The sequence below is a fragment of the Streptomyces sp. WZ.A104 genome (assembly GCF_002382885.1).
In the GTDB taxonomy this organism is placed as follows: domain Bacteria; phylum Actinomycetota; class Actinomycetes; order Streptomycetales; family Streptomycetaceae; genus Streptomyces.
The window spans coordinates 1-20,627 of sequence record NZ_NWVL01000108.1; the positions used below are offsets into that span (position 1 = coordinate 1).

Below are 20,627 nucleotides of genomic sequence, written 5' to 3' on the forward strand. Positions count from 1 at the left end.
CAGGTCAAGATCCGTGGGTTCCGTATCGAGCCGGGCGAGATCGAGGCCGTGCTGAGCGGCCATCCCGACATCGCCCAGGCCGCCGTCCTCGTCCACGAGGACCAACCCGGCAACACCCGCCTCACCGCCTACATCGTCGCCGACACCGAATCCACCAGCCCCAGCGACGAGGAGGAGCGGAGCCAGATCGGGGAGTGGCAAGACCTCTACAACTCGCTGTACGCGGAGCCGGGTTCGGAGCTCGGAGAGGACTTCTCCGGGTGGAACAGCAGTTACGACGGTCAGCCCATCCCGCTGCCCGAGATGCGCGAGTGGCAAGCGGCCACGATCGAACGGGTCAAGGCGCTCAAACCCGAACGGGTCCTGGAGATCGGCGTCGGTACCGGGTTGCTCCTCGCCCGGCTGGCACCCGAGTGCGAGGAGTACTGGGGGACCGACTTCTCACCCACCGTCGTAGAAGCGCTGCGGCGCCACGTCGACGCCGACCCCGAACTCGCCCGGCGTGTCACCCTGCGAGTGCAGGCCGCGCATGAGCACGGCGAGCTGCCGCAGGGCCACTTCGACACGATCATCCTCAACTCCGTCGTCCAGTACTTCCCGAACGCCGACTACCTGGAACAGGTCATCGAGCAGGCATTCCGGCTGCTCGCCCCCGGCGGGGCCCTCTTCGTCGGCGATGTGCGCAACCCGCGGCTGCTACGCACCTTCGCCGCAGCCGTCCAGACGGCCTGTGCCGATGACCCGGGCGACACCACCGCCGTTCGCCGAGCGGTCGAGCAGAGCCTCGTCCTGGAGAAGGAACTCCTGGTGGACCCGGAGTACTTCACCGCGCTCGCCCACCACATCCCCGACCTCGCGGGCACCGACATCCAGCTCAAACGCGGCACAGCCCACAACGAACTCACCCGCTACCGCTACGACGCCACCCTCTACAAAACCGGCATCACCCCCCACCCGCTCACCGACATCCCCACCCGCCCCTGGCCCCGGGACCTCGACGCCCTCGCCGAACAGTTGCGCACCGGACGGCCCGAGCAGCTGCGGGTGACCGGCGTCCCGAACGCACGTATCGCCCACGACCTGGCCGTACAGCACGCCCTCGAAGCCGGGACGGCGCCGACGGATCCGCTCGTGCCCGGTGTCGATCCGGAGGACCTGCACAGGCTGGGGGAGGAGCACGGCTACCGGACCGCGATCAGCTGGAGCACACACGATCCGGCCGTCGTCGACGTCACCTACGTCCAGCACGGAACCCTGGGAGGGCGCGTCGCCGTCGGTGCGTACGCCTCCGCGGGCGCCGCCGGTCCCGATACGCCGCTGTCCTCCTGGACCACCAGTCCGGCCGCGGGCCGGGACACCGGCGCCCTGCTCATCGCCCTGCGCGAGCACACCCGCCGCCTGCTGCCCGACTACATGCGCCCCGACGCCATCATCCCCCTCGACCGACTGCCGCTCACCGCCAACGGCAAGCTCGACCGCGCCGCGCTCCCCACGTTCGCACCGGAGCGCGCCGACATCGGCCGGGCACCGGCCACTCCGCAGGAGCAGGTCGTGTGCGAGCTGTTCGCGGAGGTGCTGGGGCGGCCCGTCGTGGGTGTGGACGAGGACTTCTTCGACCTGGGCGGGCACTCCCTGCTGGCCACCCGGCTGATGGCCCGGCTGCGGGCCGCGTTCGGTGTCGAGCTGGGGCTGCGCAGCCTGTTCGAGGCGCCGACCCCGGGCGGAATCGCGGCCCGGCTCGAAGTCGACGACTCGGACGACTCCTACGAGGTGGTGTTGCCGCTGCGCCCCCGAGGCAGTCGGCCGCCGCTGTTCTTCATCCACCCGGGCGGCGGCATCAGCTGGTCGTACAGCGCGCTGATCAAGCAGATCGATCCGCAGTACCCGCTGTACGGAATCCAGGCCCGCAGTCTGGCCCGTCCGGAGCCCCGGCCGGGCAGCATCGAGGAGATGGCGGTGGACTACGCCGACCAGATCCAGAGCGTGCAGCCGCACGGGCCCTACCACCTGGCCGGCTGGTCCTTCGGCGGACTGTGCGCGCACGCCCTGGCCACGGAGTTCCGGCGGCGCGGCGAACCGGTGGCGCTGGTCGCGGTGCTCGACGTGATCCCCAACTGGCAGGGGCTGACCCATGCGGACGTACCCGCGCCCGACGACCGGGTGATGCTCCTGTACCACGTGGGTCTCGTCGATGACGGAACCCACCGTCAGGAGGACGAGGAGATGACCTTCGCCAGGGCGCGGGAGATCCTGCGTCGCCAGGGAAGCGCGCTGGCCAACCTGGACGAGGACAGGCTCGCGGCGATCACCGAGATCTCGGCGAACAACACCCACTTGACCATCGACTACCGGCCCGGTGCGATCGACGGCGACCTGCTGCTGATCGCCTGCTCGGAGCAGCAGGACCCGCCGGTCGACGCCGCGGCCTGGCAGCCCTACGTCCGTGGCACGGTCGAAGCGCACGTGGTGCCCGGCGAGCACGGGACCATGCTGACCCGGCCCGACACGCTGGCCGGCGTCGGTCGGATCCTGTCGGCCAAGCTCCAGGAACTCACCGGCGACAAGTGACGTTCGCAGGCCGCGTTCCAGCCCCCCGTCCGCATCCTGCGAGGACCGAGACCTGAGGATTGACAACGATGCTGACCGACGTGCTCTCCGTCGACTTGGCCAAGGCCTTGGAGGCCGCCGAAAGCTGGCTGAGCGACTACATCCGCCAACCGCACAGCGAACTCGGACGCACCGGCCCGGTGTGCCCGTTCGTCGAACCGGCCCAGCGCGCCGGTGCGCTGGAGATCCGGGTCAGACTGGTGGGCCCCACCCCGAGCCAGGCCCTCATCGACGAGATCGTCCGCTGCGGCCTGGACGAGTTCAGCGAGGTCGACTGGAAGGCCGGCAACCCGAACCTGCGGTCGCTGCTGCTCGTGCTGCCGGACATTCCGCCCGAGCATCTGCACCTGTTGGACGCGGCGCACACCGCGCTCAAGCCCGAGAGCGTGCGCCGTGGGCTGATGATCGCCCAATTCCACGAGAAGTGCCGGGAGAAGGCCGCTCGCAACCCGGAGTTCGAGGTGAGCCACGCCCCCGTCCCGATGATGGCGGTGCGTTCGATGGCGATCCACGACGTGCTGTTCCTGGCGGACCGGCGGGAGTGGTTCGAGGAGTACGCGAGGCGCTTCGGGGCCCGCTACCGCAACTCGGCGCACGGCATCGATCCGCTGCTGACCGAGATGTACGAAAAGGCCTGTGCCGCACACCGGCTGGGGGCCGAGTGACGTGCGGCGGAACGAAGCCCCGGGGTACGCGATGACAGGTGCCGCCGTGTATCGGGGAATGGATCAGGCCACGTTGGACCGGCAGTACTCGCCGAGTTCCCGGGTGCCGAGCCTCGGGGCCTACCTCAGTGAGTACGAGCGGCTGAGCACGGCCGCCCGCCGGGACCATCCGGTGCGGACCGGTCTCGCCTACGGCCCGCATCCGGCCGAGTCGCTCGACTACTTTCCCGGCGCGGGCCGGGGCCGCACGCCACTGCTGGTGTTCGTGCACGGCGGGAACTGGCAGGCGCTCGGCCGTGCCGAATCGGCCTTCCCAACGCCGCCGTTGCTGGCCGCCGGAGCGTCGGTCGCGGTCGTCGAGTACGGGCTGGCACCGGACGTCGGGCTGGACGCCATGGCGGGCATGGTGCGGCGGGCCGTCGACTGGCTGCTGCGGCACGCGGACCGGCTCGGGTTCGCCCCGGACCGGCTCCATCTGTGCGGCACCTCGGCCGGCGCGCACCTGGCGGCGATGGCCCTGCTGCCCGGCCCGTCGGACGGCCCGGACGTGTCCGGCCGGATCGCCGGGGCGGTGTTGCTGAGCGGCATGTACGACCTGGAGCCGGTCCGGCTGTCGTACGTCAACGAGGCGCTGCGGCTGGACGAGGCCGGGGCGCGCCGCAACAGCCCGCTGGGCCGGCTGCCGTCGCGGCTGCCCCCGGTGGTGGTCGCCCGCGGCGGCAACGAGACCGAGGAGTACGTCCGCCAGCACGAGCGGATGGTGAGGGCACTGCGCCCCCGGGCGAAGGTGACGGAGGTCGTCGCCGAGCTGCGCGACCACTTCGATCTCCCCTACGACCTGGGGGTGAGGGGCACCGAACTGGGCGACGCGGTCCTCGCGCAGATGGAACCGGGAGGAACGATCACATGACCACCGAGCAAGCCGCCCAGGGCTCAGGACAGGGCCTCGGATGTCCGCTGTCCGCCCCCGCCCCGCCGGGCACCACCCCGTACGCGCACTACGCGCGCATGGACGAACTGCTGGCGCTCCAGCATCCGCTCAGCGCGGCGGACACCGAGCCGGGCTTCATCATCATGAGCCAGGTCAAGGAGCTCCTCTTCAAGCTGCTTCACACGGAACTGACCACCGCCCGCAACCAGTTGGACAAGGACGGACTCCGCGACGCGCTGTGGACACTGCGCAGGTCGGCACGAGTGCAGCAGGTGCTGCTGGTCTCCTGGGAGACGTTCTCCGTGCTGTCACCCGCGGAGTTCGCCGAGTTCCGGGACGTCCTCGGGTCGGCCTCCGGCTTCCAGTCGGCCGGCTACCGGCGACTGGAGTTCCTGCTGGGCAACAAGAACCCGGCGATGGTGGAGCCGCACAGGGACACGGTCGGCCATGACGCGGTGATGAACCAACTGCGGGAGCCGAGCCTGTACGACGCGGCGCTCGCCCTGCTGGCCCGTCGCGGACTGCTCACACCGGACGAATCCCCGACCCCGGACACCACCTTGCCCTACCGGACCGGCGCCGAGGTCGAGGAAGCCTGGCGGGCGGTCTACCAGGACCCGGCCCGCCACCACGACCTCCATCTGCTCGCCGAGGCGCTCATGGACACCGCGGAGCAGTTCGCCCGCTGGCGCTACACGCACCTCGTCACCGTGCAGCGGATGCTGGGTGCCAAGCCTGGCACCGGCGGCACAGAGGGCGTGGCCTGGCTCGCCCGGATCAGTCAGCACCGCTTCTTCCCCGAGCTGTGGTCGGTGCGCTCGACGCTCTGACCGGCCGGAGGAGATGACGGTGAACGCCAGGACACGGCAGACGCCGACGACACGAAAGAGGAGGAGCGCCGATGGAGGGCGGTATCCCGCGCACGGCGGCCGAGGAGTTGGACGCGGCCGATCCGCTGGCCGGGTTCCGGGAACGGTTCGTCATCACCGATCCGGAGCTGGTCTACCTCGACGGCAACTCGCTGGGCCGACTGCCCGCGGCCACCTCGGACCTCCTGCGCGAGGTGGTCGAGGAGGGCTGGGGCGGCGGGCTGGTGCGTTCCTGGCAGGGGTGGATCGACTGGGGCGCCCGGCTCGGTGACCGTCTTGCCGAGCACGTCCTCGGCGCCCGGCCCGGCGAGGTGGTGATCTCGGACTCCACCTCGGTCAATCTGTACAAGCTGGCCGGTGCCGCGCTGGACGCCGCACCGGGACGGGGCACCGTCCTCATGGACGCCGAGGACTTCCCGACCAACCGGTACGTTCTCCAGGGCCTCGCCGAGCAGCGCGGGCTGCGCCTGCGGCGACTCGCTTCCGATCTCGACGGCGGCCTCGATCTCGACGTGCTGCGCTCCGCCCTGGACCAGGACGTCGCGCTGGTGGTGCTCTCGTTGGTGTCGTACCGCAGCGGCGCGCTCCTGGACATGGCGAAGGTGAACGAACTGGCCCGCGCGGCCGGCGCCCGGGTCCTGTGGGACCTGTCGCACGCGGCCGGAGCCGTCCCCGTCGACCTCGCTGCGACCGGCGCGGAGCTGGCCGTGGGGTGCACGTACAAGTATCTCAACGGCGGCCCGGGTTCGCCTGCCTTCCTCTACGTGCGCACCGAGCTGCACGCCGAGCTGCGCCAGCCGGTGTGGGGCTGGTTCGGGCAGCGGGAGCAGTTTCGGATGGGGCCCGACTACGATCCGGTGCCGGGGATCGAGCGGTTCCTCGTGAGCACCCCGCCGCTGCTGTCGCTGGCGGCGATCGATCCGGCGCTCGCCCTCGTCGAAGAGGCCGGAGTGGCGCGTATCCGGGCCAAGGGGCTGCTGCTGGGCCGGCTCGTCGACGACCTGGCCGACGCCTGGCTCACCCCTCTGGGCTTCCGCCGGGCCTCGCCGCGGACGCCCGGACAGCGCGGTTCGCATGTGTCGCTGTACCACCCCGACGCCTGGCGGATCTGCCAGACGCTCGCCGCCGACGCGAAGGTTGTCTGCGACTACCGGGTCCCGGACCGGCTGAGGATCGGCCCGTCACCGCTCTACACCCGGTTCACCGAGGTCTGGGACGCGCTGGCCCGGCTGCGTCGGATCGCCGCCGGGCGGACCTATGCGTCCCGTCCCGCGGATCTGGCCCGGGTGACATGACCGCCGGCCCGGCCCATGGCTTGCCCGAACCCTCACCACCCCACGCGATACGGAGTGCCCATGACTGACGCAACCCCGCTCACCACCGACGGCCTGGTGCAGATCCTGTTCGGCTCCTCCGCCTTCCAGATGCTCAACGCAGGCCGCAATCTGGGCTTGTTCCCGTTGCTCCACCGGCGCCCCGGCCTGACCCCGCGGGAGATCGGACACGAACTCGGCCTGGCCGAACGCCCGGTGCAGATTCTGCTCCTGGGCACCACGGCCCTGGGGCTGACGGTCCGTCAAGGCAGTGGATACCTCAACGCCGATGTCCTGAACGGCAAGTTCGAGGACGGGACCTGGGAGATCATCGAGGACCTGATCGAGTACGAGGAGCGGATCGTCCGCCCCGCCGAGGTGGACTTCACGGAGTCGCTGCGCAGGAACACCAACGTCGGCCTGCGGCGGATCAAGGGAACCGGCCCGGACCTGTACCACAGGCTGTCCGAGGACCCTGACCTTGAGCAGCTGTTCTACCGCTGCATGCGGTCCTGGTCCCGGCTGTCGAACCCCGTACTGGTCGAGCAGGCCGACCTGACCGGGGTGCGCCGGGTGCTCGACGTCGGCGGGGGTGACGGCGTCAACGCCATCGCGCTCGCACAGGCCAACCCCGGCGTCGAGTTCACCGTCCTCGACCTTCCCGGCACGGTGGAGATCGCTCGCCGCAAGATCGACGAGCACGGTCTGGCCGAACGGATCTCCGTCCGGGCGGCCGACATCTTCGCCGACGACTATCCGCCTGGGCACGACTGCGTACTGTTCGCCAACCAGTTGGTGATCTGGTCGCCGCAGGAGAACGTGCGCCTGCTGCGCAAGGCCCACACGGCCCTGCCCGACGGCGGGCGCGTGCTGGTGTTCAACGCCATGTCCGACGACGACGGCGACGGTCCGCTGTACGCCGCCCTCGACAACGTGTACTTCGCGACCCTGCCCGCCGCGAGCAGCACCATCTACCCGTGGGGTCAGTACGAGGAGTGGTTCGCCGCGGCCGGCTTCGTGAAGCCCGAGCGGCTGCCAGGCGGTCAATGGACGCCGCACGGCGTGATCAGCGCGGTCAAGTGACGCCTCAGGGAGAGCCGGAACCAATCATGTCACTCACTTCCCATGACGCCTCGCAGACCGGGGAGACCGCCCAGTGCCCCGCCGGTCCGCACATGACCGATCCGGATCTGCTCCGGGACCCCTTCGGCGGCTACGGCCGACTGCGCGAACAGGGCCCGGTGATCAACGGCAGGTTCGTCGACGGCACCCCGGTGTGGTTCGTGACCCGCTACGACGATGTCCGCGCGGCGCTGCGCGACCCTCGGCTCGTCAACACTCCCTCCAACGTGCCGGGGGAGGGGGGCGCGGACCCGCGCGAGGGGATGATGGAGCTCCTCAAGATCCCCGAGCATCTGCGGCGCTATCTGCTGGGCTCCATCCTGGACAGCGACCCGCCGGACCACCCCAGGCTGCGCCGCCTGGTGACCCGGGCGTTCGCGGCCCGCCGGATCCTCGACCTGCGGCCGGACATCGAGCGGATCGCCGACCGGCTGTTGACCGAGCTGCCGCACCGGGAGGAGGAGGGGGCGGTCGATCTCCTGGAGCACTTCGCCTATCCGCTGTCGATCACGGTGATCTGCGAGCTCGTCGGGATTCCGGCGGCCGACCTCGACCGGTGGCGGGAGTGGGGCGGCGACCTGGTGTCGATGCGGCCGGAACGTCTCCAGCACTCCTTCCCCGTGATGATCGACTACTGCCACGAACTGATCGAGCGGCGCCGGGCAGCGCTGAGGGACGATCTGCTGAGCGAGCTGATCCGGGCCCAGGACGACGACGGGGGACGGCTCAGCGACGTCGAGATGGTCACCATGATCCTCACGCTGGTGCTGGCCGGTCACGAGACAAGCGCGCATCTGATCGGCAACGGCACCGCCGCACTGCTCACCCACCCCGACCAGCTGGCGTTGCTGCGCAAGGACCCGGCGCTGGTGCCGCGCGCGGTGCACGAGCTGATGCGCTGGTGCGGGTCGGTGCACGTGGCGCGGCTGCGCTACGCCACCGAGGACCTGGAACTCGCCGGCACGCCCATCGCCCGTGGCGACGCGGTCCAACTCGTGCTGGTGTCAGCCAACTTCGACCCGCGCCACTACACCGACCCGGACCGTCTGGACATCACGCGCCAGCAGGACGGCCAGGCCGAGAACCATGTCGGCTTCGGTCACGGCATCCACTACTGCCTGGGTGCCACGCTGGCCCGGCAGGAAGGCGAGGCGGCCTTCGCCAGGTTGCTGGAGCACTACCCGGGCATGGCGCTCGCGGACGACGGCGCCGAACTGGACCGAGCCCTGCTGCCGGGCAGCTGGCGACTGAACTCGCTTCGGCTTCGGCTTCGGCCCTGATCGTGCTCGCGCAAAGGGGCCGCCCGACATCGGGCGGCCCCTTTGCGCGTGCGTCCTGCGGCGGACCGGGAGGACGCTCAGCCCTCGGGCGGCTCGTCACCCAAGGCGATGGCCTGCACCGGACAGGACAGCGCCGCCTCCTGCACCTGCTGCCGCGCCGCCGTCGCAGTACCTCCGGGCACCAGCTGCGAGTACCCGTCGTCGTCCTGGGTGAACACGCCGGGCGCCGTCAGAACGCACTGCCCGGACCCTATGCATGTGTGATGGTCGATGCTGATCTGCATGAAAGGCCGTCTCCGGTGGTCGGGCGGGCCGGGTCCGTCAGTCACCGAGTTCGTGCGCGGCGGCGCGGTCGAGTGTCACGAGTATCCATTCCTCGAAGCCCCCTTCGGCCTTCGAAGCGGCCTCGCGCCAGCGTTCCACACGATCGACGGGCACGCTGATCCTGGGCAGACTGACCCGAGCGAGCGGGGCCGCCCGGTTGCCCTGACGGCTCTCCCGCAGCCGCAGTCTGAGCAGGTTCCTGGACCAGCCGTGCTGCTCCGCGCGGTCGAGCCAGGTGTCCGCCTGCGTGGGAGGGAGGGAGACGACCTCGGCGTGGTGGCCGAAGCTCAGGTTCTCGCGGCGCCGACCGATCTCGAAGTGCCGTGCCACCCAGGCGTAGTTGCGCAGCGTCTGGTAGTCGAGCCCAGCAGCCTGCACTCCGGTCCGGTAGCGGTCGGCGTATCGCTCCTGGCCGTACACGAGCCAGTCGCCCAGACACCAGGCTGAGGAGTCGGCGATCTGGAAGATGTGCAGTCCGGCCTTCTCCCACCGGTCGTACGGCAGGGCGGCCGGGATCCTCAGGCCGACCCGCGTGGTCAGGATTCGCTCCTGGCCGTTGCTTCCGGGGTGAGCGGCCGCTTCGCCCGGTCTGCGGCCAACTGGTAATCGACTGTCACGCTGGTGGTACTTGGCGGTCTGCTGCACGAGCTTTCCCCCCTGGAATTGAGCCATGGTCACATCTCGCACCAGTCGTCGGCGGCTGAGAATCATGAAAGATCACCAGACCAAAAAGACCGTAGATTATCGATCGGCATATCGTCAATGATCATTTTTGGACTGGTTGTGATCCGGTGAGGGTGTTAGGGGTGTCCTATTCGGCGAAGTGATGCGGTGCTCGGTGATCAGGTGAACCCTCGACCCGTACGTGCTCCGGCCGGTGGGGCTCGGAGCTGTCAGGTCCGCCTTCCGAGCCGATGCCGTCAAGGATCAATTCCAGGCCGACCCGGAAGGCTTCCCCGGCCTCCCGCTCCACCGGCGGTGCGACGTCACCCGAATCCTCCCGGGCGGCATCGGCGGCGGCAGCTGCCGCGTGCGACTCCAGCGCCGCCAGCGCCGGGAAGCGCTCGGCGAAGTCCGGCGCCACCTCTGTGAGCAGGGTGGTCCGCACCGTCCACCATTCCTCGTCGGACACCCCGGTCTCCGGCGCCGCCTGCCGGTGCTCCGCGGCGACCCGGGCCATGCCCCGGACGAACTGGAACAGTACGGCGATGACCCGCCGGACCTTCAGCGGTTCCAGGCCGATTCCGTCCAGGATCCGCACAACCGTCTCCAGCTGCGCGTATTCACCCGGCCCGAGCACCGGCCTGGCCTGGGAGACCTGTAGTACCCACGGGTGCCGCAGATAGAAGGCCCACGTGTCGTCGGCCCAGGCGGTGATCGCCGGGCGCCACCCCGAGCTGGTGTCGTACTCGGTGGGCAGCTCGGCCAGCACCCGGTCGTGCATGAGGTCGACCAGCTCGCTCTTGCTCGGCACATAGGTGTAGAGCGCCATGGCGGTCCGTCCCAGCCACGCCCCCACGGCCCGCATCGACAGGGCCGCCATCCCCTGCTCCTCGGCGACCGCGATGCCTGCGGCCGCGATCGTGTCGACGTCGAGCCCCGGCTTCGGTCCGGGGGCGGCTCTGGTGGCACCGGAATCGGCCGAACGCCAGAGGAGGGCCATCGAGCGGCGGGCGTCGCCCTGCCCGGCAAAAATAACCACCTTGCAACTCCTTACTGCATAAAGTACTCTCGCTCAAGCATCTCCTTACGGCGTAAGGATATCAGGCGGACATGTTCCCGCCCCAGGATGCCCAGCACTCTTGGAAGGTTTTCGATGGCAGAGCTCCCTGTTTCATTCATCCAGGTCACCGACATCACACACGTCACACCACGCATGGCCCGAGTGACGTTCGACGCCGAGCGACTCGACGACTCCGTGGGTCGGACGCCGGACCAGCAGGTCAAGCTCTGCTTCCCGCGGTCCGGCCAGCAGCTGCCCGTTCTGCCGGAGCAGGGCGACGACGCGACGAGCTGGTACCAGGCATTTCTGGCCATTCCGGAGAGCGAGCGGCCGTGGATGCGCAGTTTCACCATCCGCCGACGCGGACCGGCCAACACCGTCGAGATCGACTTCGTCCTGCACGGCGACACCGGCCCCGCCACCAGCTGGGCCGGTTCCGCCCGTCCCGGTGACCGGCTCGGCATGGTCGGCCCGTCGGAGGTGTACTCCGCGCCCGTCTCCCTGACGGACTCGATCGCGAACTCCGACTGGCTCCTGCTCGCCGGAGACGAGACCGCGTTGCCGGCCATCGGCACCCTGCTGGAGGCCCTGCCCGAGGGCGCCCCTGCCCTGGCCTTCATCGAAGTCGCCGACGCCGCCGAGCGGCAGGACTTCCAGACCGCGGGCGACGCCACGGTCAACTGGCTGTACCGCGAGGGAACCCCGCCCGGCCGGAGCGACGTGCTGATCGACGCCGTACGCAAGGCCGAGTTCCTCCCCGGCAGCCCGTTCGCCTGGCTGGCGGGCGAGTCGGCTGCCGTCCGGGCGCTCCGCCGACACCTGGTCAACGACCGGGGACTGGACAAGGCGTCGGTCGACTTCAGCGGGTACTGGCGGTTCAAGCTGACCCAGGACGACGCGCCGACCGCGGAGGACATGGCCGAAGCGCAGGAGCGGCTCGCGCAGTTCCAGGCCGCTGCTGCCGACGGCCGTCCGGAGTGAACCGTGCGGAGGGGCCCGGCACACGGCCGGGCCCCTCCGTGACCCGACCCAGAAGCGGTACGCGCGAAAGAAGGCTCTTATGATCACAGTGCGAGGCCTCGCCCGGCAGTTCACCCTCCGCGGGCGGACCGTCGACGCGGTGAAGGGCATCGACCTCGATGTCGAGGCAGGGGAACTGGTCGGGTTCCTCGGCCCCAACGGCGCCGGCAAGACCACGACCCTGCGGATGCTGACGACGCTGCTGCGACCCACCCGCGGCTCGGGCACGGTGGCCGGCTGCGATCTGCTGACGGACCCGCAGGGGGTGCGCCGCAGGATCGGCTACGTGGCGCAGGGCGGTAGCACCTGGCCGGAGTCCAGGGTCGCGGAGGAGATCGAACTCCAAGCCCGGCTCTACGGCCTGTCGAAAGCCGAGGCCCGGCGGCGCGGGGCGCTGCTGGCGGAGCGGCTCGACCTCTCCGGCCTGGACCAGCGTCCCGCCAAGACGCTTTCCGGCGGCCAGCGACGCCGCCTCGACGTCGCGCTGGGACTGGTGCACGAACCCGAGCTGGTGTTCCTGGACGAGCCCACCTCCGGACTGGACCCGCAGAGCCGGGCCAACCTGTGGGACCACGTCCGCCGGATGCACGCCGAGCACGGCATGACCGTCTTCCTCACCACCCACTACCTCGACGAGGCCGATGCCCTCTGCGACCGGATCCTGGTGACGGACCACGGCGCGATCGTCGCCGAGGGCACCCCGGACGAACTCAAGGCCCGCGTAGCCGGTGACTCGATCACGGTCGACGTCGCCGACCAGGCTGACGAGGCCGCCGAAGTGGCACGCCGTCTGCCCGACGCGCATGAGGTCACGGTCGTCGCCGACACCGTACGGTTCCGGGTTCCCCATGGTGACGCCGTGCTGGCGGAGCTGTTGCGTGCCCTGGACAGCCAAGGGATCACCATGACCTCGGTCAAGGTGAACCGGCCCACCCTCGACGACGTCTTCCTCAGTCTGACGGGGCGCTCCCTGCGCGACGGCGAGGCGCCGGCCCCGGCTCTGGAGGCCACCCATGCCGCGTGACACCTTGCTGATCTTCCTCAGGGACATGAAACTGTGCCTGCGCAGTCCCACCTGGCTGATCATCGGCATCATGCAGCCGCTGTTGTACCTGTTCCTCTTCGGGCCGCTCATGGTGACGGTCGTCGACCACACCCCCGGCTTCCCGGCCGGCAACGCCTGGGTCGTGCTCACGCCGGCGCTCATCGTGCAGACGGCACTGTTCAGCGGTTCGTTCGCCGGGGTCGGGCTTCTCACCGAGTACCGGGTCGGCGTGGTCGACCGCTTCCGCGGCACCCCGGCCAGCCGGTCGGCCCTGCTGTTCGGCAAGGTCCTGGCCCAGGCCGTCCAGGCGACCGCGCAGTCGGTGCTGATCGTGCTCGTGACGCTGCTCGTCTTCGACCTGGACGCGCCGGTGTCCGGCATGCTGCTGAGCCTCGCTATCGCCGCGGTGCTGGCCATCACGCTGTCCTCGGGGTCCTACGCACTGGCGCTGATCCTCAAGAGCGAGGCCGCGTTCCCCTCACTGATGAACGCCGTGCTCCTGCCGCTGCTCCTGTTGTCCGGCGTACTGCTGCCGGTCACCGAGCAACTGGCCCCCGGCTGGCTCTACAACCTGGCCCGGATCAACCCTCTGACTCATGTGGTCGAAGCCGGACGTGCGGCGTTCCGCGGGGACTTGGGTTCGACAGGACTGCTGACGGGCTCCCTCGTCCTGTTGGCCATGGCCGCGCTGGCCCTCCTGTGGGGCACGCGGACGTTCCAGAAGGAGAACGCCTGAGAGCCGTCCCTTCCTGCCCGACCACGACCGGGGCTCGCCGGGAAGCCCCACCCGTACCATCCGAGGAGCACATGTGAGTACCGACGCCATCAAGGTGACCGGTGCGCGGGAGAACAACCTCAAGAACGTCTCGGTGGAGATCCCGAAACGGAGCCTGACGGTCTTCACGGGCGTCTCCGGCTCGGGCAAGTCCTCCCTGGTGTTCGACACCATCGCCGCCGAGGCCCAGCGCCAGCTCAACGAGACCTTCACCGCCTTCGTCCGCAAATTCCTGCCCGACCACGGCCGTCCGGACATGGACGCCATCGAGAACATCTCCGCCGCCGTCGTCATCGACCAGAAACGCCTGGGCGGCAACCCGCGCTCCACTGTGGGCACCATCACGGACATCAACCCGCTGCTGCGGCTGCTGTTCTCACGCGCGGGCGACCCCGCCGGCCTGCCGCCCGGCGCCTTCTCGTTCAACGACCCCCAAGGCATGTGCCCGGCCTGCGAGGGCCTGGGCAGGGTCGTGGAACTGGACCTGGACGCATTCATCGACCGCACCAGATCCCTCAATCAGGGCGCTCTGCTGCACCCCGACTTCTCCACAGACAGCTGGTACTGGCTGAGTTACGTGGAGTCCGGCCTCTTCGACAACGACAAGCCGTTGGCCGACTTCACCGAGCAGGAGTGGTCGTCGCTGCTGCACGGAGAGATGCCGCAAAAGCTCCGCCTGGACTGGCAGGGCAACACACTGAACGTCAAGTACGAGGGGCTGGCAGCCAAGTTCACCAGGCTCTACATCAAGAAGGAGGACATGTCCGAGCGCAGCCGCCAGGTCTTCCAGCGGTTCGTCCGCTCGGCTCCCTGCGCGGACTGCGAGGGCACCCGCCTGGCGCCCGCCGCCCGTGCCTGCCGGATCGCCGGCCACCGCATCGCGGACCTCACCTCGATGGAGGCCGAACGGCTGGGTGAGGTCCTGGCGGGGCTGGACCTGCCCGCGGTGAAACCGGTCCTGGACGACCTGGTCTCCCGTCTCGGGCATCTGGCCGAGATCGGTCTCGGCTACCTGAGCCTGGACCGGGAGACCCGTACGCTCTCGGGCGGCGAGTCGCAGCGGATCAAGATGGTCCGCCATCTGTCCAGCAGCCTGAACGAGATGCTGTACGTCTTCGACGAACCGAGCGTCGGCCTGCACGCACGGGACGTGCACCGGCTCAAGGAACTCCTGCTCGAACTGCGGGACAAGGGCAACACCGTGCTGGTGGTCGAGCACGACCCGGACGTCATGGCCATCGCGGACCATGTGGTCGACATGGGCCCGAAGGCCGGGACGCTGGGGGGCGAGGTGGTCTTCGAGGGGAGTTTCACCGGCCTTGCCGAGGCCGACACCCTTACCGGCCGTCACCTCCGGCACCGCCTGCCGGTGAAGGCCGAGCCCCGCCGCCCGACCGGCGCGCTCACCGTCACAGGGGCGAACAGCCACAACCTCAGGGATGTCACGGTCGACTTTCCCACCGGCGTCCTGACGGTGGTCACCGGAGTGGCCGGGTCGGGGAAGAGCTCCTTGGTCAATGACGACTTCCTGAACCGGCATCCGGACGCGATCGTGATCGATCAGTCCGCGGTGGCGGGCAGCCGTCGGTCCAGCACCGCCACCTACACCGGGCTGCTGGACCCGATCCGCAAGCTGTTCGCCAAGGCCAACAACGTCAGCGCCTCGCTGTTCAGCGCGAACTCCAAGGGCGCCTGCCCCAACTGCCAGGGGCTCGGCGTGCTCTACACCGACCTCGCGTTCCTGGAGACGCTGAAGTCCGTCTGCGAGGTCTGCCAGGGACGCCGCTTCTCCGACGACGTCCTCGGCCATCGACTGCGCGGCCGGTCGATCAGCGACGTACTGGCGATGACGGCATCCGAGGCCGCGGACTTCTTCACCGAGCCCAAGCTCCGCCAGGTGCTGCGCGCACTGACCGAGGTGGGTCTGGACTACGTCGGTCTCGGCCAGCCGCTCAGTACGCTGTCCGGCGGCGAGTGCCAGCGCCTCAAGCTCGCCACCGACCTGCACCGGGTCGGCAGCGTCTACGTGATGGACGAGCCCACCACCGGCCTGCACATGTCCGACACCCACCGCCTCCTCGGGATCGTCGAGCGCCTCGTCGACCAGGGCAACACCGTGATCGTCATCGAGCACAACCTCGACATCGTCAAGAGCGCGGACTGGGTCATCGACCTCGGCCCCGAGGGCGGCAGCGGCGGCGGCAGGATCCTGTTCGAGGGAACCCCGGCCGAACTCCTGAAGGCCACCGGCTCCCATACCGCCGAGTACCTCCGCCGGGACCTCTCGGGCATCTGACACATCCGCGGTGACCGCCCGCCGCGCCTCGGCGGTGCGGCGGGCGGTCACCGCGGAAGCCGGGAACACACCTCGCAACGGTGGGACGGCAAGCCCGCGGCCCGCGTCCGCTGCTACGGTTCGGCGGTGACGGCGGGGGAGGGGCAGGCATGGGCAGGGTGGCCAGAGGCGGCAGCGGGGTGCTCGAACCGCGTCTGCGGCTCGGCGGGGTCGCGGTGCGCGGTGCGGCGTACGGAGCGGGGGCGGCCATCTGCGTGACCGTCGCGACGTTCGCCCTCGGAGAGCACGAGGACCGAGTCGACCTGCTGGACGCGACCGCCTTTCTGGGACTCGTGACGGGCTCGGTCCTCCTCGTGACCGGGCTGTTCTTCTGGGCGTGCAGCGGAGGGGAGGTCCTGCGCTGGCGGGACTTCTTCACGACACGTGCTCCCGATGAGGTGGTCGCGATCGCCGCCCCGTCCCTGGTCCGCGTGGGACTCCTCCTGCTGGTGCCCGTTCCGGTCGCCCTCGGCCTCGGGGAGATCGTCGCATCGGCAGCCAGAGGCTCGTGGTTGGGCGGTGCCTGAGGAGCGGTGCCCGAGCAGCGGCAGGCAACGGCCGGCGGACCCGGTACCTGCACCGCCGCGTACACACTCCGCCGCCGGGCGGCCATACTGGACCGGCCGGGGAGGGCGCAGCGGCGGGACTACGGGGGCGGGAAGCGGCAGATGGCGGACACCAGGCTGATCCAGAGCCGGTACCGGCTGCTCGAACTGATCGGGCGCGGCGGCATGGGCGAGGTGTGGCGCGCCCGCGACGAGTCGCTGGGCCGGCAGGTCGCCGTCAAGTGCCTCAAACCCATGGGCCCCCAGCACGACCAGGCCTTCACCCGCATCCTGCGCGAACGCTTCCGCCGGGAGGCCCGGGTGGCCGCCTCCCTCCAGCACCGGGGCGTCACCGTCGTCCACGACTTCGGCGAGCACGAGGGTGTGCTGTATCTCGTCATGGAGCTGCTCGACGGGCACAACCTCAGCCAGCTCCTGGAGGAGAACAAGCAGCACCCACTGCCCGTCGACCATGTCGTCGACATCGCGGAACAGGTCGCCGACGCTCTCGGCTACACCCACCGCCAGGGCATCGTCCACCGTGACCTCAAGCCCGCCAACATCATGCGGCTGACCGACGGCACGGTGAAGATCTGCGACTTCGGCATCGCGCGCCTCGGCCACGACATCGGTATGACCTCCCGCCTCACCACCACCGGCATCGCCATGGGCACCCCGCACTACATGTCGCCCGAGCAGATCAGCGGCAAGGAGGTCGACCACCGCAGCGACCTCTACTCGCTGGGGTGTGTGCTGTACGAGATCGCCACCGGCGTCCCGCCGTTCGACCAGGACGACGCCTGGGCCGTCCTCGTCGGACACCGCGACACCCGGCCGGAACCGCCGCGCACCCACCGTGCCGAGCTCCCCGGCTTCTTCGACCGCGTCGTCCTCGACCTGCTCGCCAAGGCCCCCGACGAACGCCCCGCCGACGCGGCCGACCTGCGCCGTCGCATCGTCCTCGGCCGCAGCGGCGAACAGCCCCTCCCCGGCCCCCTCACGCACAGCGGGGACGCCCCGCGTGAAGCCGTCCTGCCCCCCTGGACCCGCTCCATGACCGTCGGGCGCAGGGCGGTCGGCACCCTGCACAGCGCACCCGAACCGTCGAACCCGGCCGCCGGGCTGACGGGGCGGTGGACCGCGGCGACCGCCACCGCGCCCGCCCCGCACTCCCACTCCTTCGTCTCCGTACCGACTGGGCCGTCTGCCCCGGACCTCCTCGCCGCCCTCGCGGGCCGCCACAGCGCGGGCATCGACCTCGGCCGCCTGGGCCGCTGGGAGGAGGCGGGCGAGGTGCACCGCGCGGTCGCCGCCCAGCGCGCACGCGTCCTCGGCCCGGACCACCCCGACACCCTCGCCAGCCGCTACGAGGTCGGCTTCACCCTGAGCCGTACGGGGCGGGCCGAGGACGCCCTGCGCGAGTTCGGCCGGGTCGCCGAGGGCCGCGAACGCACCCTGGGCGCCGACCACCCGCAGACGCTCGCCGCCCGCCAGGAGACCGCGTACGTCCTCGGACAGCTCGGCCGCCACGCCGAGGCCCACCAGGTGTACGAGACCGTCCTCGCCGCCCGCGAACGCGCCATGGGCCCCGACCACCCCGACACCCTGCGCTGCCGCCACAACCTGGCGTTCAACCTCGGTCGGCTCGGGCGGCCCGAGGAGGCCTGGCAGGTGGCCCGCGAGGTCGCCGACGCCCGCGCCCGGCTGCTCGGCCCGCTGCATCCCGACACTCTCGCGACCCGCTACGAAGTGGCCTACGTCCTGGGCCGACTGGGCCGCCACGCGGAGGCGCTGGAGACCTACCAGGACGTGGCACGGGCCCGCGCGACCGCCCTCGGGGCCGACCACCCCGACACCTTCGCCGCCCGCTACGAGACCGGCATCAGCCTCGGCCGCCTCGGCCGCAACGCCGAGGCCCTGGAGCTGTACCGGTCGCTGGTCGCCGACCGTACGCGGACGGCGGGGGCGGCCGACCCCGAGACCCTGCGCGCCCGCCACGGCCTCGGGGTCAACCTGGGGCGGATGGGCCGCTGGGAGGAGGCCCTGTCCCAGGCACGCGACGTCTGCGCCCTGCGGGAACGCACCCTGGGGCCCGATCACCCGGACACCGTGACCAGCCGCCGCGAGGTCGCGGTGGGCCTCGGCTGGCTCGGCCGCTGGAACGACGCACTCGTGGCGTACCGGCAGGTCGCCGAGGCGCACAGCCGGGCGCTGGGCCCCGCGCACCCCCGGACGCTGGCCGCCCGCAACGACGAGGCGCACTGCCTGGAGCGGCTGGGACGGTCGCAGGAGGCCGCCGGTATCCACCGCGCCCTCGCCGCCCACCGCGCACAGAACGCGGCACCGCCGGGCTGACGCCCGGCGCCGCGGCGTGGCCCGGTCACCCGCCGCCTCTGGTCCCGGACGGACGCCGCGTGCTACGAAGGTGCATGCCCGCACCTCAGTCTCGCTCTCCCCGGTCCGTCGCAGGTCAGCCGCCCGCCCGGGACCGGTACGACGCCGTGATCGTCGGCGGCGGCCACAACGGTCTGGTCGCCGCCGCCTATCTCGCCCGCGCCGGACAGTCCGTCCTGGTCCTGGAACGCCTCGGCACCACCGGGGGAGCGGCGATCTCGACCCGCCCCTTCGCCGGGGTGGACGCCCGGCTCTCGCGCTACTCGTATCTGGTGTCCCTGCTGCCGGACAAGATCGTCCGTGACCTCGGCCTCGACTTCGCCGTACGCAAGCGGAACGTCTCCTCCTACACCCCCGCCGTGCGCGACGGGCGCCCCACCGGACTGCTCGTCGCGGGCGAGGGCACGCGGGAGTCCTTCGCCGAGCTCACCGGCGGCGAGCGCGAGTACGCGGCCTGGCAGCGGTTCTACGGGATGACCCGACGCGTGGCCGAGCGGGTCTTCCCGACGCTCACCGAACCACTGCCCGGCCGGGACGCCCTGCGCGAGCGGATCGATGACCCCGACGCCTGGCGGATGCTGTTCGAGGAACCCCTCGGCGTGGCCGTGGAGGGGAACTTCACCGACGACCTCGTGCGCGGCGTCGTCCTCACCGACGCCCTGATCGGCACCTTCGCCGACGCCCACGACGCATCGCTCCTCCAGAACCGGTGCTTCCTCTACCACATCATCGGCGGCGGCACCGGAGACTGGGACGTCCCCGTCGGCGGCATGGGCGCACTCACCGACGCGCTGGCCGAGGCGGCCCGCGCGGCGGGCGCCGAGATCCGCGTACGGCACGAGGCGACCCGGATCGAGACCGACGGCCACGCCGCCGAGGTCGCCGTCCGCACCCCGGACGGCGAACACACCGTCGCCGCCCGCCGGGTACTGGTCAACGCCTCCCCGCAGGCACTGGCCGCCCTCCTCGGGGACACCCCGCCCCCGCCCTCCGAGGGCGCCCAGCTCAAGGTGAACATGCTGCTCACCCGGCTCCCGAGGCTCCGCGACCGAGCGGTCGACCCGCGGCAGGCCTTCGCCGGGACGTTCCACATCGCCGAGGGGTACGGGCAGTTGGCCGACGCCTACCGGGAGGCGTCGGCCGGACGGCTGCCCGCCGCCCCGCCGTCCGAGATCTACTGCCACTCGCTGACCGACCCCTCGATCCTCGGCCCCGAGCTCGCCGCGCGCGGCTACCAGACCCTGACCCTGTTCGGCCTGCACACTCCGGCCCGGCTGTTCGCCGCCGACAACGAGGCCGCCCGCGCCGCCCTGCTGAAGGCGACCCTCGCCGAACTGGACGCCCACCTGGAGGAGCCGGTCACCGACTGCCTGGCCCTCGACGAGAACGGCGAACCCTGCATCGAGGCCAAGACCCCGCTCGACCTGGAGCGCGACCTGAGGCTGCCCGGCGGCCACATCTTCCACCGCGACCTCGCGTTCCCGTACGCGGAGGAGGGCACCGGCCGCTGGGGCGTGGAGACCGCGCACGCCAACGTCCTGCTCTGCGGGGCGGGCGCGGTGCGCGGCGGCGGGGTCAGCGGGGTTCCCGGCCACAACGCGGCGATGGCCGCGCTGGGGCGGTGAGCGGGGGCGGCCCGGGGGGCGCGAACGGGCGGTGGCCGGCCGGTGGCCCGGCCC

17 protein-coding genes are annotated in these 20,627 nt (G+C 70.9%); 14 read left to right on the plus strand and 3 right to left on the minus strand.

Annotated elements, in window-relative coordinates; genetic code table 11:
• From CIB93_RS34485 to CIB93_RS34515, 7 genes are all read left to right on the plus strand, one after another.
• Nucleotides 1–2,568 (plus strand): thioesterase domain-containing protein (locus CIB93_RS34485; protein ID WP_143660123.1); only part of this gene is annotated, 2,568 nt, incomplete at its 5' end.
• A gap of 68 nt (nucleotides 2,569–2,636) precedes the next feature.
• Complete coding sequence (locus tag CIB93_RS34490; protein WP_096632684.1) at nucleotides 2,637–3,272, plus strand: DUF6875 domain-containing protein; 636 nt, start codon at nucleotides 2,637–2,639, stop codon at nucleotides 3,270–3,272.
• 58 nt (nucleotides 3,273–3,330) lie between these two features.
• Nucleotides 3,331–4,182, plus strand: coding sequence for an alpha/beta hydrolase (locus tag CIB93_RS34495; protein ID WP_257002496.1), 852 nt, complete (start codon nucleotides 3,331–3,333; stop codon nucleotides 4,180–4,182).
• On the plus strand, nucleotides 4,179–5,033 hold the full coding sequence (locus tag CIB93_RS34500) for a tryptophan 2,3-dioxygenase (RefSeq protein WP_096632685.1): 855 nt from the start codon (nucleotides 4,179–4,181) through the stop codon (nucleotides 5,031–5,033). The genes CIB93_RS34495 and CIB93_RS34500 overlap by 4 nt, the downstream gene beginning before the upstream one ends.
• A gap of 71 nt (nucleotides 5,034–5,104) precedes the next feature.
• Nucleotides 5,105–6,367, plus strand: coding sequence for a kynureninase (kynU, locus tag CIB93_RS34505; protein ID WP_096632687.1), 1,263 nt, complete (start codon nucleotides 5,105–5,107; stop codon nucleotides 6,365–6,367).
• 60 nt (nucleotides 6,368–6,427) lie between these two features.
• Nucleotides 6,428–7,468: a methyltransferase gene (locus CIB93_RS34510; protein WP_096632689.1), complete on the plus strand. Its 1,041-nt coding sequence runs from the start codon at nucleotides 6,428–6,430 to the stop codon at nucleotides 7,466–7,468.
• Between the two features lie 26 nt (nucleotides 7,469–7,494).
• A complete protein-coding gene (locus CIB93_RS34515; protein ID WP_218839817.1) occupies nucleotides 7,495–8,787 on the plus strand; it encodes a cytochrome P450 in 1,293 nt (430 codons plus the stop codon).
• A gap of 77 nt (nucleotides 8,788–8,864) precedes the next feature.
• Here the strand turns inward: CIB93_RS34515 and CIB93_RS34520 are convergent, their stop codons facing one another.
• The 3 genes from CIB93_RS34520 to CIB93_RS34530 all read right to left on the minus strand — a co-directional run bounded on the left by CIB93_RS34520 (nucleotide 8,865) and on the right by CIB93_RS34530 (nucleotide 10,813).
• Nucleotides 8,865–9,071, minus strand: a complete 207-nt coding sequence (locus tag CIB93_RS34520) for a ferredoxin (protein ID WP_096632690.1) — start codon at nucleotides 9,069–9,071, stop codon at nucleotides 8,865–8,867.
• A gap of 37 nt (nucleotides 9,072–9,108) precedes the next feature.
• Nucleotides 9,109–9,783, minus strand: a complete 675-nt coding sequence (locus CIB93_RS34525) for an LmbU family transcriptional regulator (RefSeq protein WP_179500346.1) — start codon at nucleotides 9,781–9,783, stop codon at nucleotides 9,109–9,111.
• A 139-nt stretch (nucleotides 9,784–9,922) separates the two neighbouring features.
• On the minus strand, nucleotides 9,923–10,813 hold the full coding sequence (locus CIB93_RS34530; protein ID WP_096632692.1) for a TetR/AcrR family transcriptional regulator: 891 nt from the start codon (nucleotides 10,811–10,813) through the stop codon (nucleotides 9,923–9,925).
• Between the two features lie 114 nt (nucleotides 10,814–10,927).
• Here CIB93_RS34530 and CIB93_RS34535 point away from each other — a divergent pair, with 114 nt between their 5' ends.
• The 7 genes from CIB93_RS34535 (at nucleotide 10,928) to CIB93_RS34565 (ending at nucleotide 20,573) form a co-directional block, all read left to right on the plus strand.
• Nucleotides 10,928–11,815, plus strand: a complete 888-nt coding sequence (locus CIB93_RS34535; RefSeq protein WP_096632693.1) for a siderophore-interacting protein — start codon at nucleotides 10,928–10,930, stop codon at nucleotides 11,813–11,815.
• Nucleotides 11,816–11,894: 79 nt separating this feature from the next.
• On the plus strand, nucleotides 11,895–12,878 hold the full coding sequence (locus tag CIB93_RS34540; protein ID WP_096632695.1) for an ATP-binding cassette domain-containing protein: 984 nt from the start codon (nucleotides 11,895–11,897) through the stop codon (nucleotides 12,876–12,878).
• Nucleotides 12,868–13,635 carry an ABC transporter permease gene (locus tag CIB93_RS34545; RefSeq protein ID WP_096632696.1) on the plus strand — a complete coding sequence of 256 codons (768 nt, stop codon included), beginning with the start codon at nucleotides 12,868–12,870 and terminating at the stop codon, nucleotides 13,633–13,635. Before CIB93_RS34540 ends, CIB93_RS34545 begins: the two co-directional genes overlap by 11 nt.
• Nucleotides 13,636–13,708: 73 nt before the next feature.
• A complete protein-coding gene (locus CIB93_RS34550) occupies nucleotides 13,709–15,970 on the plus strand; it encodes an excinuclease ABC subunit UvrA (protein ID WP_096632698.1) in 2,262 nt (753 codons plus the stop codon).
• A 149-nt stretch (nucleotides 15,971–16,119) separates the two neighbouring features.
• The gene (locus CIB93_RS34555) at nucleotides 16,120–16,536 is read left to right on the plus strand and encodes a DUF6336 family protein (RefSeq protein ID WP_096632699.1); all 417 of its coding nucleotides are present in this window, start codon (nucleotides 16,120–16,122) and stop codon (nucleotides 16,534–16,536) included.
• Between the two features lie 141 nt (nucleotides 16,537–16,677).
• On the plus strand, nucleotides 16,678–18,909 hold the full coding sequence (locus tag CIB93_RS34560) for a serine/threonine-protein kinase (RefSeq protein WP_096632708.1): 2,232 nt from the start codon (nucleotides 16,678–16,680) through the stop codon (nucleotides 18,907–18,909).
• A 74-nt stretch (nucleotides 18,910–18,983) separates the two neighbouring features.
• Nucleotides 18,984–20,573, plus strand: a complete 1,590-nt coding sequence (locus CIB93_RS34565) for an NAD(P)/FAD-dependent oxidoreductase (protein WP_096632701.1) — start codon at nucleotides 18,984–18,986, stop codon at nucleotides 20,571–20,573.
• Nucleotides 20,574–20,627 lie beyond the last annotated feature (54 nt).

Coding starts and splice junctions, on each gene's coding strand:
- CIB93_RS34535 (WP_096632693.1), top strand. CDS start 10,928: ATGGCAGAGCTCCCTGTTTCATTCATCCAGGTCACCGACATCACACAC.
- kynU (WP_096632687.1), top strand. CDS start 5,105: ATGGAGGGCGGTATCCCGCGCACGGCGGCCGAGGAGTTGGACGCGGCC.
- CIB93_RS34515 (WP_218839817.1), top strand. CDS start 7,495: ATGTCACTCACTTCCCATGACGCCTCGCAGACCGGGGAGACCGCCCAG.
- CIB93_RS34495 (WP_257002496.1), top strand. CDS start 3,331: ATGGATCAGGCCACGTTGGACCGGCAGTACTCGCCGAGTTCCCGGGTG.
- CIB93_RS34510 (WP_096632689.1), top strand. CDS start 6,428: ATGACTGACGCAACCCCGCTCACCACCGACGGCCTGGTGCAGATCCTG.
- CIB93_RS34565 (WP_096632701.1), top strand. CDS start 18,984: ATGCCCGCACCTCAGTCTCGCTCTCCCCGGTCCGTCGCAGGTCAGCCG.
- CIB93_RS34540 (WP_096632695.1), top strand. CDS start 11,895: ATGATCACAGTGCGAGGCCTCGCCCGGCAGTTCACCCTCCGCGGGCGG.
- CIB93_RS34500 (WP_096632685.1), top strand. CDS start 4,179: ATGACCACCGAGCAAGCCGCCCAGGGCTCAGGACAGGGCCTCGGATGT.
- CIB93_RS34525 (WP_179500346.1), bottom strand. CDS start 9,783: ATGGCTCAATTCCAGGGGGGAAAGCTCGTGCAGCAGACCGCCAAGTAC.
- CIB93_RS34520 (WP_096632690.1), bottom strand. CDS start 9,071: ATGCAGATCAGCATCGACCATCACACATGCATAGGGTCCGGGCAGTGC.
- CIB93_RS34545 (WP_096632696.1), top strand. CDS start 12,868: ATGCCGCGTGACACCTTGCTGATCTTCCTCAGGGACATGAAACTGTGC.
- CIB93_RS34490 (WP_096632684.1), top strand. CDS start 2,637: ATGCTGACCGACGTGCTCTCCGTCGACTTGGCCAAGGCCTTGGAGGCC.
- CIB93_RS34555 (WP_096632699.1), top strand. CDS start 16,120: ATGGGCAGGGTGGCCAGAGGCGGCAGCGGGGTGCTCGAACCGCGTCTG.
- CIB93_RS34560 (WP_096632708.1), top strand. CDS start 16,678: ATGGCGGACACCAGGCTGATCCAGAGCCGGTACCGGCTGCTCGAACTG.